Below are 14,330 nucleotides of genomic sequence, written 5' to 3' on the forward strand. Positions count from 1 at the left end.
TGCGGCACGAGTCTCGTGCCACCATCGTGGGAAGACACCGAGGTGTCCAGACGTTCCCTAATAGAGATGACACGTATGCACGATTACTCCGAGCTCGACCTCGATGAGTTCGAGACCGGTGACATGGACCTCGAGGAGCGCCAGGCGCTGCGCCGCGTGGCGGGCCTCTCCACCGAACTCCAGGATGTCTCCGAGGTCGAGTACCGTCAGCTGCGGCTTGAGCGGGTCGTCCTCGTCGGCGTCTGGACCTCCGGCACCGTGGAGGACGCGGAAAACTCCCTGCTCGAGCTCAAGCTGCTGGCCGAGACGGCCGGCTCCCAGGTGCTCGACGGGCTCATCCAGCGCCGCCAGAAGCCCGACCCGGCCACGTACATCGGCTCCGGCAAGGCACTCGAGCTGCGCGACGTGGTCGAGTCGACCGGCGCCGACACCGTCATCTGTGACGGCGAGCTGACCCCCGGCCAGCTCCGCCAGCTCGAAGAGACGGTCAAGGTCAAGGTCATCGACCGCACAGCCCTGATCCTCGACATCTTCGCCCAGCACGCCAAGAGCCGCGAGGGCAAGGCCCAGGTCGAGCTGGCGCAGCTGCAATACCTGCTGCCGCGCCTGCGCGGCTGGGGTGGCAACCTGTCCAGGCAGGTCGGCGGTCGCGCCGCGGGCGGCGTCGGCATCGGCGGCCGCGGCCCCGGTGAGACCAAGATCGAGCTGGACCGCCGCCGCATCCGCGAGCGCATGTCCAAGCTGCGCCGCCAGATCAGCGGCATGTCCACCTCGCGCGACACGATGCGCTACCAGCGCCAGCGGCGCGAGGTGCCGGCCGTGGCCATCGCCGGCTACACCAACGCCGGCAAGTCCTCGCTGCTCAACCGCATCACGGGTGCAGGCGTGCTGGTGGAGGACGCGCTGTTCGCCACCCTCGACCCGACCGTGCGCCGGGCGCGCACGCCGGAGGGCCGGCTCTTCACGATCGCCGACACCGTGGGCTTCGTCCGGCACCTGCCGCACCAGCTCGTCGAGGCGTTCCGCTCGACGCTGGAGGAGGTGGCCGATGCCGACCTCATCCTGCACGTGGTGGACGGCTCGCACCCCGATCCCGAGGGGCAGCTGGCCGCCGTACGCGAGGTGCTGGCCGATATCGACGGCGCCTCGGACGTACGCGAGATCGTCGTGATCAACAAGGCCGACGCGGCCGACCAGGAAGTGATCGATCGGATCATGCGGCGCGAGCGCGACAGCGTCGTGGTGTCCGCGCGGACCGGCCGGGGCATTCCGGATCTGATGGCGCTCATCGAGCGGGAGCTGCCTCGGCTTGATCACGAGATTCACCTGCTGGTGCCGTACGACAGGGGGGATCTGATCTCCCGGGCGCACCAGGAGGGTGAGGTGCTCTCCGTCGAACACGTGGAGGACGGCACGATCCTGCATGCCCGCGTGCTGCCCAGTCTGTCGCAGGAGCTGGAGCGGGTGGGCAAGCCCGTGGAGCGCGTCTTCTAGCCCGGGCTTTCGCCGAGATCACGGCCGGGCGGCCCCAACGGCACGGTACGGTGGGGCCGCCCGGCGTGGTTCGCCGGTAGGTCGCTTTCGATGGGGTGACCTCGCCGCAAAGTACGCATGCCTGCCCAAAAGCGTCAGTGGTCCCTGAACCCTGAGGTTGGTACGATTGCCCAGACCCGTCGTTGGTCTGGGTTTTGGGTTTTCTGGTTCTAGGTTCGGATGATGACTCTTGGTAGCGAAGTCGTCAACGGGGGCCATGGGGACGATGTAGGGCTGGGTGACGGTTGGGATCAGTGGTCTTTCTTCCGAATAACCCTGTACAGCGAGCCCAGCTGTGAAATAACGTAACTGAACTGAAATCGCTGGATCATGACTCTGGCGATACGGTCACCGCACAACAGGATGCGGATGAGAGCAGGAGACCCCCCATGTCGTCCGGACCCGGAGCGGACTCAGTGGGCGCGGCCCAGGCCGTGCGCTGTGCGCTGCACTCGTGCCGGTGCGCGGGTGGGGACTTGCGCAGGGCGGTGATGCGGTGACCGTTCGACTGCTGACCAACATCGGCCGCCTCTGGACCGGCAACGAGGTCCTCAGCAACGCGGCCATTCTCGTTCACAACGACCGCATCGCGTGGGTCGGGCGGGCGCCCGACCTCCCGCAGAGCGTGCCCGGGGTCGTCGACGACATCGTCGACGTCGACCACGTCGAAAACCTGGGTGGCGCGCTCGTCACGCCCGGTCTCATCGACGCCCACACCCACCCCGTCTACGCCGGCAACCGCTACGCCGAGCTGGCCATCCGCACCGGCGGCTCCACCTCGGCCTCGATCACCGCGGCGGGCGGCGGCGTGGGCTCGACCGTCACCGTGACGCGCGGCACCGACCCGTGGACCCTCTGCAACGGCGTGCGCGAGCGGCTGCGGGGCTGGCTGCTCAGTGGCACGACCACGGTCGAGGCCAAGACCGGCTACCACCTCACCCGCGACGGCGAACTGGCCGACGTCCGGCTCCTGCGTGAGCTGGAGAAAGAGCCGATGATGCCGCGGGTTCACGTCACGTTCCTGGCGGCGCACGTCGTGCCGCCCGAGTATTTCGGTCGGCAGCGCGAATACGTCGAGGCCGTGGGCGCCTGGTGCGCCGACGCGGCCGCGGCCGGCGCCGACAGCGTCGACGTCTACTGCGACGAGGGCCACTTCACCACCGAGGAGTCCCGCTGGGTGCTCGCCTCGGGTCGCAACGTCGGGCTGCTGCCGCGCATCCACGCCGGCATCTTCAGCCGCCGCGGCGCCGTCCAGCTGGCCGCCGAGCTCGGCTGCGCCTCCGCCGACGGGCTGCACCACATGTCCGACGAGGACATCGCGATCATGTCCCGCTACGGCGTGCCCGCCGTCGTCTGCCCGGCCACCGCCCTCCAGCGCGGCCATCTCCCGCCCGTTCGCCAGATGATCAAGCACGGCGTCCAGATCGCCCTCGGCAGCGACCACAACCCCGGCTACTGCGGCATCACCTCGATGTCCCTGGTCATCGCCATGGCGGTGTCGGCGTTCGGGATGAGCGTCAACGACGCCCTGCGCGCGGCCACCCTCGGCGGCGCCACCGTCCTGGGCGCTCCCGACCGCGGCGTCCTGGCCCCCGGCCGGCTCGCGGACATCGTGCAGTGGGACGCCGACCACGAGGGCGCCTTCGCCTGGTCCTTCGGCCTGAAGCCGCGGCGGGTGTGGCGGGGTGGGACGCCCGTTCAGTAGCTGGTCTCGGGTTATGCCGCCCTTGGTCGCCATCGTCACGGATTCGACGGCCTACCTGCCGCCCGTGCCGGGGGTCACGGTCGTGCCGGTGCAGGTGATCGCTGGGGGTGTGTCGTACGACGAGCCCTCCTTCCGTGTGGGCGGCGCTGCATTCCACGAGCGTCCCTCAGGCGGGGCTGACTCCTCAGGCCGGGTCGAGTCTTCGGGCGGCGGCTCCCGCGGCTCAAGCCCCTTCGTCGGCGACCTCGCCTCCACCAGCACCTCCCGACCCTCGCCGGAGAGCTTCGCCTCCTGCTACTCCTCCCTGGCGGCCGCGGGCGCGACCGGCATCGTCTCCATCCACCTCTCCCGCGAGCTCTCCGGCACCGTCGAGTCCGCCCAAGCGGCCGCCGAGCGGGCACCCGTACCAGTGGAAGTGATCGACAGCCGCTCGATCGCCATGGGCCTCGGCTACCCGGTCCTGGCCGCCGCCCGCGCCGCCGCGAGCGGCGCCTCCCTGGAGGCGGTGACGTCAGCCGCCCGCCGCTGCAGGGAAACCACCCAGACGTTCTTCTACGTCGACACCCTCGAATACCTGCGGCGCAGCGGCCGCATCGGCACGGCGGCCTCTCTCTTCGGCTCGGCCCTCATGATCAAGCCATTACTCCACATCGTGGACGGCCACATCTCACTCCTGGAGAAGGTCCGCACGTCGTCACGCGCCATCGCCCGCCTGGAGGACCTGGCCGTCCATGCGGCGGGTGAGGGGCCCGTGGAGGTGGCCGTACAGCACTTGGGGGCGAGGGAGCGGGCCGAGGCACTGGCAGAGCGCCTGCCGAAGCGACTGGCCGATCTGGTGGAACTGCGGGTGATGGAGGTCGGGGCGGTGATCGGCGCCCACGTGGGCCCCGGCATGCTCGGCCTCACGGTCACGTCGCGTGCCCTTTAGCGCGTGAGGTTCAGGCTCGCGTACGGGCCTTCTGCACCAAAATCGCGTCGAGGCCTCTTTACTCGCCGGGAGGCAGGCGAGGGATGTCGGCCTGGTAGAGGCTGAGGAGCAGTCCGTACGCCTCGGTCTCGGGGCCCGCGGCCTCATAGCGATCGCCGGCCAACGTCTCGAGCCGCTCGGCCAGCGCGCGAGCCTGATCAGAGGTCAGCCAGAGGTGACGCAGCACGGTGTGCCCGGGGTGACCGGAGCGGGCGGGCGACATCTCCGCCAGAGCGGCGTCGAGGAGGAACTCCGCCCCAATGCCGCCGTCCTCATCCAGCCTGAATCCCCTGCTGATCAGCTCGAAGCGCTGCTCGGTGCCGCCACGCACCTGCCGGGTTCCTTCCAGACGGACAAGCCCGGCTTCGCGCAGGACGCGTACGTGGTAGCTGACCGTACCCTTGGTCGACCCAAGTGCCGCTGTCAATTCACTCAGCGTGCCTTCAGCCCTTCGAAGCCCTGCGGGTGCCCGGGTGAGATTCCAAGTTGTCTCGTTGTCCACAGCCTCTTCGCTCATCTCCGGCCCATCCCCAGAACGCGGTTCGGAACCGCGGCGATCGCCGCTGAGGACCTACGTTCTCTGCCGTGCGAACCCCCGACCCCACGGCAGAGCGGACCATAGCCGAGTCCCGGCTACGGTCGATCACCGCGCCTTCCCGCCGCTCCCGCCACCCTCTCGGCCGGCTCGCTGGTGGCGCGAGCGAGCCGGCCGAGGCTCGGGCGAAAAGCCACGACGTTTCACCCAAGCCCCGGGGCAGAAGCCGCCAGGTGGAGTGGCCCTCACCCGCCCCTCGGGAGGGAAGTCGTGAGGCGGGGTGGCCTTCACCCACCCCTCAGGAGGGAAGCCACGAGGCGGGGTGGCCCTCATCCGGCCCTGAGCAGAGAGGCCGCCACGCTGAATGGCTCTCAAGCACACCTCAGGAGAGAAGCCGCGAGGCTGGGCAGCCTCAAAAGGCAAGCCGTTGGGCCTCCGCCGCCGCGATCACATCCCCTGTAAGACACGGGCGGGATGACGCACCCACGCCCTACGAAGGCTACGAACAGCGCCCAAATGCCTCGGCCCACCCTCACCGAAAGAGCGGAGGGCCTGCCCCCGTACCACCGTCCTTCCAGGCATTCCGCGCAGCCCTCGCCGCCCACGCCCCGGCCCTCGACCCAGGCAAGCCCGGCCTCCGCGTTCTTCTGGCCGTGGGTGCTCTGGCCGCGGCCGTCGCCGCCTTCTTCCTCTGGCGCTCCCAGCCCTCAACAGAGCCCTTGCCAGTCCCCACCCCGATCGCCGCGCAGACAACCCCGCCACCGACCGCCTTGGCCAAGGTGACCGTCCACGTCACCGGCAAGATCCGCAAACCCGGCGTCTACCTTCTCCCCTCAGGCTCCCGAGTCACGGACGCCGTGACAGCAGCCGGAGGTGTGTCACGCGGAGCCTCCACTGGCTCACTCAACCTCGCCAGACGCCTCATCGACGGCGAGCAGATAGTCGTAGGCGCCGCTGCCGGCCAGGCGATCCCCGGCTCGCCCATCACGGATCCGGCCACCGCCGTCCTCGACCTCAACTCCGCCACAACCGCCCAACTCGAACAACTTCCAGGCGTGGGCGAGGTCCTGGCAGCCCGCATCATCGAGTTCCGCGACTCCCACGGCGGCTTCACCACCGTCGAGCAGCTACGCGAGGTGAGTGGAATAGGCCCACGAAAGTTCGACGAGCTCAAGGCGAGGGTCCGTGTCTGACATGGCGACCCCGCGCACCCATGACGCCCACCCAGCACGTACGGGCCTGGACAGCATCAACGGCCCATGCGACGGCGGCTGGGCTGACGACGGGAACGACAGGAATACCGGCGTAACCAGCACCGTCCAGGACGAGGGGACCCGCCGCACGCCCCTGGACGACGCAACCCGCATCGCCCGGGGCAGCGGGAGGCGCACCGACCGGGGTAGCGGGAGCGGCGCCGACCAGGACGGTGGAACCCGTACCGACCAGGACAGCGGTAAGCGGGAGCACGCCTGGCCCCTCATCGTCCCCGCACTGGCCGCCTGGGCGAGTTCCCTGACCCTGCTCGGCTGTTCAGCCCGCACAGGCCTGATCGTCGCCATCTCCGCAGTCCTGACCGCGACGGCCGTAGCCTGGCACGCCCGGTCCGTACGGTGGCGCCTCCAGTCCGTGACCTGGCGAACGAGACTTGGGAACTGGGCAACTTGGCTGGCTTACCGGCTCCCTTACATCGGGCAGCGGCTCCCAGGGATCGCGTCGTGGGACCCATGGCACGCGTGTGAGGGCTCGCGGCCGCCCGCTGACACCGACCGGCCCGCATGGGACTCGCCCTCTCCAAGCCCGCGGACGTGGCGACGACCTTGGCCGGCACCTCTCGACCAGCTTGACCGGACCGAATGGCACATGAGTCCACCACCCCCATGGAAGGTAAGGCGACCACCTCACCCGGCTCCATGGCGCAACATCACCATTGCCACGCTCATCTGTGCCGCCGCGGCCTCGGCGTCGGTCGCCTTCCGAGTCCACGCTCTGACCACCGGACCAGCAGCCGACCTGGCCAGGAAGAACACCTCCATAAAGGCCCAGATCGCCCTCACCGACGACCCCAAACGGAGAGCAAGCAGAAGCGGCCATTTCCACCAAGAGAGTTACGTGACCCCAGCCACCCTGGAGCTCATCCAAACGGCCGGCACCCGGCAGGCCGTCAACGTCCCCATCACCGTCTTCGCCGCCGGACACGACTGGAGCACCTTTCTCCCCAGCCAGCACCTCGAAGTCACCGGACGCCTGGCCAAGCCGAACCCCGGCGACCTCGTTGCAGCCATCCTCCTGGTGCAAGGTCGACCCCGAGTCCTGACGCCCCCGTCCGGTCTCCAGACAGCGGCGGGCACCCTCAGGTCGGGCCTGCGAGCCGCCGCCGACGCCCTCCCCACCGACCAGCGAGGCCTTCTGCCGGGCTTGGTCGTCGGTGATGTCTCACGTATGGATCCTCAGGTGGCATCCGACCTCAAAGAGGCCGGCCTGAGCCACTTGAATGCCGTAAGCGGTGCAAACCTCGCAATCGTGGCAGGCGCCGCCCTCGCCCTCTCCCGCTTCCTCGGCCTCTCCCTGCCCCTGAGAGCCGTCTTCGCCGCCATCGCGATGCTCGGGTTCGCCGTGGTCGCTCGCCCATCCCCGAGCGTCCTACGCGCTCTCCTCATGGGCCTGGCCGCCGCCATCGCGCTGGGCACCGGCCGCTCGAAGGACGGTATGGCTGCCCTGTCGGCCACGGTCCTCCTCCTGGTGCTGTTCGCTCCCGAACTAGCCCGCTCGTACGGCTTCGCCCTCTCGGCCGCGGCCACCGCAGGCATCCTCATCCTCGCCCCACGCTGGCGCGACCGCTTGTCAGCCCCGGCAAACGACAGCCAGTGCCCAGCAGACGGCCAATGGCCGGAAGGTGGTCGGTGCCCGGAAGACGGTCACTGCCGAGAAGGTCACCAGCACCTGGAACGTGGCCAGTGCTCTGAAGGTGGTCGGCGCCTGGGAGACGGTTGCTGCCGAGAAGGCGGCCAGTACCTGGAAGGTGGCCAGCGCTCTGAAGGCGGCCGGTGCTGGGAAGGTGGTCGGTGCCTGGGAGACGGTCACTGCCGAGAAGACGGCAAGCATCAGGGAGGTGGCCGGCATCAGGGAGGTTGCCAGTGTCGGGGAGGTGGTTGGTGTCCGGAAGACAGCCAGTGTCAGGAAGGGGAAGGTGGGCTGGGGCGCGAGGGTGATTCGTCATCGGATGGCGGCGGTTCCAAGTGGGCGTGCCGACTGCCGCGTTGGATGGCCGAGGCTGTTGCCGTGCCGGTGGCCGCTCAGGTGGCGGTGACGCCCGTTCTCGTGCTGATGTCGGGACAACTGACCCCCGTCGCGGTGGTCGCCAACCTGCTCGTGGCTCCGGCGGTGGCGCCTGCGACGTTGCTCGGGTTCGGCGCCGCTCTGGTGGCGCCCATATGGTCCGAGGGTGCCAGGCTTCTGGTGATTCCGGCCGGTTACGCGGTCGGGTGGATTGTCACGGTGGCACGCTGGGCGGTCAACCTGCCTTTCGCCACTGTGCCGTGGCCTGGTGGGCTTCCCGGATTGGGGCTGCTCCTGGTCGCGGTGGCGGTCGCGATCCCGATCCTGCGGCGGCGGGCCTGGAGGGCGGTGGCGCTGACGGCGGCCGGTGCCGCCTTGGTGGCCGTGCTGGTGATCCGGCCCATCGCCGGTTCTTGGCCGCCCAAGGGCTGGCTGATGGTGATGTGCGATGTCGGCCAAGGGGACGGTCTTGTGGTGGCGGCGGGACCGGGACGAGGCGTCGTGGTCGACACCGGACCCGATCCGGTCGTCATGGACCGTTGTCTGCGCAGGCTCGGCGTTGACGACGTACCCCTGCTCATCCTCACCCACCCGCATGCCGACCACGTGGACGGCCTCCCGGGCGTGCTCAGGAACCGGCGCGTCGGAGCCGTGGTCGTCAGTCCGCAACGGACAAGCGCCGCCCGAGCCGGCGCGCACATTTCGGCCACACTCGCACACCACCACATACCGGAATGGACGGCCTCGCCCGGGACCCGTTGGCGATTCGGCCCGTCCGAGCTGTCCGTGCTCGCCCCCGACCCCGCTCAGAGCGAGATGAACGGGCTGGGTGAGGGCAGCGCGATCAACAACTCCAGCGTGGTCGTTTACGTACGCTGGCGGGCCGGCTCGATCCTGCTGTGCGGCGACCTGGAGACGGAGGCGCAGGAGGAGCTGCTGCGGCGGGTTGCGGTGCGGGCTGACATCCTCAAGACCCCGCACCACGGATCGAACCGGCAGTCCCCGGCCTTCCTGTCGGCTGTCGGCGCGCGGGCCGCGTTGATCAGTGTGGGGGCCGACAACGACTACGGCCATCCGGCGCCGTCCACTCTGGCACTCCTGCACCGGCTCGGGGCCAGCGTCTACCGGACCGACAAGTCCGGCGATCTCGCCGTCGTGGAGCGGGAAGGAGAGATGGCCATGGTGCCGCGTGGTCCCTAGGCCAACCAGAGCCTCGTGCCCTCCGACCACGTGGTTTCTTGGTCGGTCAGGGGCTTGTGTGCTCGGGCTGTGTGGTTTCTCGGTCGGTCAGGGGCTTGTGTGCTCGGGCCACGTGGCTCCTCGGTCGGTCAGAGGTTCGTGTGCTCGGGCCACGTGGCTCCTCGGTCAATCAGAAACCCCGTGCCCTCAGACCGCACTGACAAGGCCGAGGTGGAGGAGGCTCTGGGCTGTGGACGTGACCGTCTCTTCGCTTGAGCGTGGGGTCCATCCGAGGAGGCGGCGGGCCTTGGCGCTGCTGAGGTGGCGGACCTTGCCGAGGTTGTCGGCCGTCTCGCGCATCGCGGGGTTGGTGCGGGCGGCCTGGCGTACCGTCTCGTCCGGGAGGATCTCGGAGGGCACCCTGCGAGCGGCCTCGCCCAGGCGACGGCGGAGGATCAGGGCGATGTCGTGCAGGGACAGGGCGTCCCCGGCGGACGCCAGGAAGCGCTGCCCGGCCGCGTCCGGGCTCGTCATCGCGCGCAGGTGGAGGTCGGCGGCGTCGCGTACGTCGACGACCGCGAAGGAGAGGCGTGGGGTGCCGGGCATGTCGCCGTTCATCAGCATTTTGACCATGTTGATGGACGCGGCGTGGTCCGGGCCCAGCACCGGGCCGAAGATGCCTACGGGATTGACCACCGACAGCTCCATGGGTCCGCCCTCGCGGGCCATGAAGTCCCAGGCGGCACGTTCCGCCAGGGTCTTGGATTTGATGTACGGGGATACGCCGCCGTCGATGTTCGTCCAGTCGTCCTCGGTGAACGGGCGGTCCGTGTCGGGATGGCCGTAGCCGATGGCGGCGAAGGAGGAGGTGACCACTACCCGGCCTACCTTCGCCTCTCTCGCGGCGCGCAGCACGCGCAGGGTCCCCTCCCGCGCGGGCGCGATCAGGTCGTCCTCGTTCTCCGGCTGGCTCGGAGGGAAGGGCGAGGCGACGTGCAGGACGTAGTCGCAGCCGGCGACGGCCTGCGGCCAGCCGTCGTCCGAGGTCAGATCGGCGGTGACGAAGCTCAGCGCGTCTCCGGCCGGGATGCCCAACCGCTCGATGTCCTGGCGGATCCTGCCCTCCCGTTCCGGAGTACGGACCGAGGTGCGTACGGGATATCCGGCCTGAAGGGCCTGGGCGATGCAGCGGGTGGCGAGGAAGCCGGAGCCGCCCGTCACCAGCACTGTTTCGGGGTTCATGTTGTCCTTTACGTGGAACCGTGGATTTTGGGCATGGCGCACCAGGCGCCCGCACCGGTGCGCGGGCGTATAGGCCGTGAGGCCAGGTCAGGTGATGAGGTGGGCCAGCAGGTCCAGCCGCTCGCGGGTGTCGCTCCCCGCCAGGGCGTGATACGTGACGAGCATCTGGCCGGGCGCCTCAGGCAAGGCGAACTTCTCGTAGTGCAGGTCGAGATCACCCACCAGGGGATGGCGCATGCGAGTGATGCCGCTCGTCTTCCGCCGTACGTCCTTGCGAGCCCACAACGTACGGAAACGTTCGCTGTGCAGGCTCAGCTCGCCGAGCACCTCCACCAGCCGCGGGTCGTCGTCCGCGCCGCCCCCGATGACGGAGCGCAAGTACGCCACCACCTTGGCCGTCATCCCGTCCCAGTCGCGGTAGAGCTCGCGCATCTCCGGCTCCAGGAACGCGGCGCGCAGGGAGTTGATGCCCGCCGCGAAGTGGGGGCACAAGGCGACGGCCATCGGGTTCGCGGCGAGCGTGACCATGTGCGGGCCGTGGACGTGGGCCGGGGTGGAGGTCCAGCTGTTGATCAGGCTCACCACGCCGGGGCTGACCTTCTCCGGGCGCGCGGCCTTTCGGGATCTGGGGCGCGGGGGGCGGGCCAGCTCGTGCAGGTACGTCTCCTCGTCGCCATCCAGCAGCAAGGCGCGGGCGATGCTGTGAAGGACCTGCTCTGAAGGGTGACGGTCGCGGCCCTGCTCAAGTCGGAGGTAGTACTCGGTGCTGATCCCCGCGAGCAGGGCGACCTCCTCCCGGCGCAGACCCGGCACCCGGCGCCTGTCGCCCCCGGGCTGGCCGACGTCCTCCGGACGAACGCGCTCACGCCGGGAACGCAGGTACTCGCCCAGCTCACTTCCGGTTGCCATGCCAACCACCATAGGAGCGACGTGCGCATTCTCCCTGTCCCTGGGACTACCAGGATGTCCCGGACGAGGCTGTCCCAAGAGCCGGCTCGTCGATCTTCGAGTACCAGGTTGTCGGTGGCGCATGGCATGCTGCCTGATATGGCGGGAACCGATCCAGCACCTGTGACCCTGGTCCTCGGCGATGAGGAGCTGCTGGCCGAGCGGGCGGTGAGTGGTGTCGTCGCGGCGGCCCGGTCCGTTGATCCGGGGGCCGATACGCATGACCTCATGGGCGGGAAGGTCGGGGTCGGGGAGCTGATGCAGCTGACCTCGCCGTCGCTCTTCGGCGATCGGTCCGTGGTGGTGATCCGATCGGCGCAGGATCTGGCGAAGGACGTCATCGCCGAGATCGTCACCTACGCCAAGCAGCCCTCCGACGACACCGTGCTCGTTCTGGCGCACCCGGGCGGGGTGAAGGGGAAGGCGCTGGTCGACGGGGTGAAGAAGGCCGGGGCCAAGGTGATCACGGTCAACAAGGTCACCAAGGCGGGGGAGCGGCTGGACTTCATCAAGGGCGAGTTCAAGCGGGCCGGGCGGGGCATTTCCGGTGACGCGGCTCAGGCGTTGCTCGACGCCGTGGGCAACGACCTGCGGGAGCTGGCGGCGGCGTGCAATCAGCTGGTGTTCGACACGGAGGACAAGACGATCGGCGCGGCCGCCGTGGCTCGCTACCACAAGGGGCGGGCCGAGGTGACCGGCTTCAACGTGGCGGACTCCGCCGTCGAGGGGCGTTTGGCCGACGCTCTGGAGCAGTTGAGGTGGGCTCTCGGCACCGGGGTCGCTCCCGTCTTGCTGGTGAGTGCGCTGGCCGGTGGGCTGCGGTCGCTGGCCAAGGTCGGCAGCGCGCCGCGCAACCTTCGGGGCGGGCAGCTGGCCGGCCATGTCGGCATGCCGCCGTGGAAGGTCGATCGGGTCAAGCGGCAGCTGAACGGGTGGGGGCCCGAGGGGCTGTCCAAGGCCATCCAGGCCGTTGCCAGTGCGGATGAGCAGGTCAAGGGTGGCGGAGCGGATCCGGCCTACGCGTTGGAGCACGCAGTGCAGGTCATCGTCGCCTGCCGTACAGGGCGGTAGTGGGTGGCCCTCGCGTGTTGCGGGCGCCGGGTCTGGCGTTGGTTGCAGGGTCAGACTTCGGGCACCGGGGTCAGACTTCGGGCACCGGGTCTGGCGTGGGGTACGGGCTCTGGCGTTCGGTACGGGGTCAGTGCGTGTGGCGGAGGGGGCGGAAGAAGGCCGTCAACTCCCCATGCATGAGCTCCGGCTCCTCCAGCGCCAGGAAGTGTCCGCCACGTCCGGGTTCGTTCCAGTGGCGGAGGTCGGTGCAGGATCGTTCGGCGATCGAGCGAGGGATGCCGGACATGACCGGTTCGTGGCTGAGCGTGATGGCCGTCGGCACCGTGATCGGCGGGCGGGGGGTGTTGTGCTCCCAGTCGTAGTACTGCCTGAACGATGTGCCGATCGAGCCGGTCGCCCAGTACAGCGTCAGGATCGTGAGCAGAGTGTCGCGGTCGAAGCGCGACTCCACGTCGCCGTGACAGTCGCTCCAGTCCCGATATTTGTCGACTATCCACGCAGCCAGTCCGGCGGGTGAGTCGATCAGGGCGGCGGCGATGGTGTCGGGCCGCGTCCCCATGATTGCGCTGTAGCCGCCGTCGAGCTCGTCGTACGCCTCCTCCGCCGCCACGAACGCCCGTTCCTCCGCCGACATCGGCGGCTCCTCCAGCGAGGCGGGGAACGGCGGATGGATCAGGTGGATCCCGGCCACCTGGTCGGGATAGAGCGCGCCGAGCCACTGGATGGCCGCTCCCCCGATGTCGCCTCCGAAGGCGGCGTACCGCTCGTACCCCAGGGTGCCGGTCATCAGCGTGTGCAGCGTACGTGCCATCGCGGCGCGCGTGAGCGGCTCCGCCGGCAGGTCGGAGTAGAGGAAACCCGGCATGGACGGGATCACCACGTCGAACGCGTCGGCCGGGTCGCCGCCGTGGCGGGCGGGGTCGGCCAGGCGTGCCGCCAGGGGGAGCATCTCCAGGAAACTGCTCGGCCATCCGTGGCAGAGGAGGATGGGCATGGGCGCGGGGCCCGCCCCGGGGATGCGTACGAAATGCATGCCCCGCTCCCGGTAGTGCGGCAGCGCGTTGAGCTCGGCCTCCCGGGCGCGGTAGTCGAACCCTTCCGCCCAGTACGCCACGAGTTCCCGCAGGTACGTGGGGTCGGCGCCGGCCTGCCACGGCTTCGTGCCGGTGCGATCGGTGAACCTGGTGGCACGTAGCCGGGCCCGGAGGTCGTCCAGCACGTCGCTGGGCACCTCGATGCGGAAGGGCGATTGGCCCACGTATTGCCTCCGATCAGCGGAAATTCCTCCATGGTTTACCACCGGTGGGCCGGGCCACGCAATCGGATTACCGGCGCGGCGCCGCTGGGGTCAGTGGCTGGTTTCCGTCTTCACCAGGAGTTGCTTGAGCAGGCCGTCCAGGATGGCCTGGTCTGCGGGCGGGAGGGCGTTCACCATCTCGGCTTCCACCTCCGCCCGGATCGTCATCGCGTCCATCCAGAGGTCGTGGCCCTTGGGGGTGAGCTCGACGTCCACCCGCCGGCGGTCCTCCGTGCTGCGCACTCGCCGTACCAGCCCTGACCGCTCCAGCGTGTCCAGCCGGCCCGTCATCCCGGCCGGGGACAGCAGGAGGTCGGTGGCCAGCTCGGACGGCGTCGCCGAGCCGTCGCGCGCCACCAGCCGGTGCAACGTCTCGAACTCGAAGTCCTGCATCCCCACCTCCCTCAGCGCCGCCTCCTTGGTGTGGGCCAGGTGCTTCACGAGGACCTGCAGCCGCGTCACGACCGCCTCCACCCGCTCGTCGAACGGGGCCTTGCCGCGCCAGCGGGCCAGGTGGCGATCGACCGAGTCCTCCATGCCCGGATCATACGGCAGCGAGTATTTTGTTGACGAAACA

The 14,330-nt window shown here is 69.4% G+C and carries 12 protein-coding genes and 1 pseudogene; 8 read left to right on the forward strand and 5 right to left on the reverse strand.

The features are described 5' to 3' along the window. Window positions 1-75: 75 nt before the first annotated feature. From hflX to ACQPWU_RS13520, 3 genes are all read left to right on the forward strand, one after another. Entirely contained in the window at window positions 76-1,494 is a 1,419-nt protein-coding gene (gene hflX, locus ACQPWU_RS13510; RefSeq protein ID WP_433439778.1) for a GTPase HflX, read from the forward strand. A 535-nt stretch (window positions 1,495-2,029) separates the two neighbouring features. Then, entirely contained in the window at window positions 2,030-3,238 is a 1,209-nt protein-coding gene (gene hutI, locus ACQPWU_RS13515) for an imidazolonepropionase (RefSeq protein WP_349457070.1), read from the forward strand. A 13-nt stretch (window positions 3,239-3,251) separates the two neighbouring features. After that, on the forward strand, window positions 3,252-4,166 hold the full coding sequence (locus ACQPWU_RS13520) for a DegV family protein (protein ID WP_433439781.1): 915 nt from the start codon (window positions 3,252-3,254) through the stop codon (window positions 4,164-4,166). Window positions 4,167-4,224: 58 nt separating this feature from the next. Here ACQPWU_RS13520 and ACQPWU_RS13525 read toward each other — a convergent pair whose 3' ends face one another. After that, window positions 4,225-4,722, reverse strand: a complete 498-nt coding sequence (locus ACQPWU_RS13525; RefSeq protein ID WP_433439783.1) for a helix-turn-helix domain-containing protein — start codon at window positions 4,720-4,722, stop codon at window positions 4,225-4,227. Window positions 4,723-5,393: 671 nt separating this feature from the next. Between ACQPWU_RS13525 and ACQPWU_RS13530 the strand changes: the two genes are divergently transcribed. The 4 genes and pseudogenes from ACQPWU_RS13530 to ACQPWU_RS13545 all read left to right on the forward strand — a co-directional run bounded on the left by ACQPWU_RS13530 (window position 5,394) and on the right by ACQPWU_RS13545 (window position 9,216). Next, on the forward strand, window positions 5,394-5,933 hold the full coding sequence (locus ACQPWU_RS13530) for a helix-hairpin-helix domain-containing protein (RefSeq protein WP_433439785.1): 540 nt from the start codon (window positions 5,394-5,396) through the stop codon (window positions 5,931-5,933). 667 nt (window positions 5,934-6,600) lie between these two features. Then, window positions 6,601-7,581: pseudogene (locus tag ACQPWU_RS13535) on the forward strand (ComEC/Rec2 family competence protein); the annotation flags it as partial. 52 nt (window positions 7,582-7,633) lie between these two features. Further along, window positions 7,634-8,047, forward strand: a complete 414-nt coding sequence (locus ACQPWU_RS13540; protein ID WP_433445611.1) for a hypothetical protein — start codon at window positions 7,634-7,636, stop codon at window positions 8,045-8,047. Continuing rightward, window positions 8,002-9,216, forward strand: coding sequence for a ComEC/Rec2 family competence protein (locus ACQPWU_RS13545; protein WP_433445204.1), 1,215 nt, complete (start codon window positions 8,002-8,004; stop codon window positions 9,214-9,216). The genes ACQPWU_RS13540 and ACQPWU_RS13545 overlap by 46 nt, the downstream gene beginning before the upstream one ends. A 186-nt stretch (window positions 9,217-9,402) precedes the next feature. On the opposite strand, the gene ACQPWU_RS13550 is transcribed toward ACQPWU_RS13545, so the two are convergent. Next, on the reverse strand, window positions 9,403-10,437 hold the full coding sequence (locus ACQPWU_RS13550; protein ID WP_433439787.1) for an SDR family oxidoreductase: 1,035 nt from the start codon (window positions 10,435-10,437) through the stop codon (window positions 9,403-9,405). An 87-nt stretch (window positions 10,438-10,524) separates the two neighbouring features. After that, a complete protein-coding gene (locus ACQPWU_RS13555; RefSeq protein WP_433439789.1) occupies window positions 10,525-11,346 on the reverse strand; it encodes a helix-turn-helix transcriptional regulator in 822 nt (273 codons plus the stop codon). A gap of 126 nt (window positions 11,347-11,472) precedes the next feature. Here ACQPWU_RS13555 and holA point away from each other — a divergent pair, with 126 nt between their 5' ends. After that, window positions 11,473-12,456: a DNA polymerase III subunit delta gene (gene holA, locus ACQPWU_RS13560; RefSeq protein ID WP_433439791.1), complete on the forward strand. Its 984-nt coding sequence runs from the start codon at window positions 11,473-11,475 to the stop codon at window positions 12,454-12,456. 127 nt (window positions 12,457-12,583) lie between these two features. Here holA and ACQPWU_RS13565 read toward each other — a convergent pair whose 3' ends face one another. Both ACQPWU_RS13565 and ACQPWU_RS13570 read right to left on the reverse strand, forming a co-directional pair. Beyond that, window positions 12,584-13,714 (reverse strand): epoxide hydrolase family protein, encoded by a 1,131-nt coding sequence (locus ACQPWU_RS13565; protein WP_433439793.1) that lies wholly within the window; start codon window positions 13,712-13,714, stop codon window positions 12,584-12,586. Window positions 13,715-13,804: 90 nt separating this feature from the next. Further along, a complete protein-coding gene (locus ACQPWU_RS13570) occupies window positions 13,805-14,290 on the reverse strand; it encodes a MarR family winged helix-turn-helix transcriptional regulator (RefSeq protein ID WP_433439795.1) in 486 nt (161 codons plus the stop codon). Between the last annotated feature and the right edge of the window lie 40 nt (window positions 14,291-14,330).

The organism is Nonomuraea sp. CA-141351 (genome assembly GCF_050944675.1).
Lineage (GTDB): Bacteria > Actinomycetota > Actinomycetes > Streptosporangiales > Streptosporangiaceae > Nonomuraea.

Bases quoted from the DNA above. Each gene is read 5' to 3' on its own strand.
- hflX (WP_433439778.1), top strand. From the start codon at position 76: ATGCACGATTACTCCGAGCTCGACCTCGATGAGTTCGAGACCGGTGAC.
- ACQPWU_RS13520 (WP_433439781.1), top strand. From the start codon at position 3,252: ATGCCGCCCTTGGTCGCCATCGTCACGGATTCGACGGCCTACCTGCCG.
- ACQPWU_RS13525 (WP_433439783.1), bottom strand. From the start codon at position 4,722: ATGAGCGAAGAGGCTGTGGACAACGAGACAACTTGGAATCTCACCCGG.
- ACQPWU_RS13545 (WP_433445204.1), top strand. From the start codon at position 8,002: ATGGCCGAGGCTGTTGCCGTGCCGGTGGCCGCTCAGGTGGCGGTGACG.
- ACQPWU_RS13550 (WP_433439787.1), bottom strand. From the start codon at position 10,437: ATGAACCCCGAAACAGTGCTGGTGACGGGCGGCTCCGGCTTCCTCGCC.
- ACQPWU_RS13555 (WP_433439789.1), bottom strand. From the start codon at position 11,346: ATGGCAACCGGAAGTGAGCTGGGCGAGTACCTGCGTTCCCGGCGTGAG.
- holA (WP_433439791.1), top strand. From the start codon at position 11,473: ATGCTGCCTGATATGGCGGGAACCGATCCAGCACCTGTGACCCTGGTC.
- ACQPWU_RS13570 (WP_433439795.1), bottom strand. From the start codon at position 14,290: ATGGAGGACTCGGTCGATCGCCACCTGGCCCGCTGGCGCGGCAAGGCC.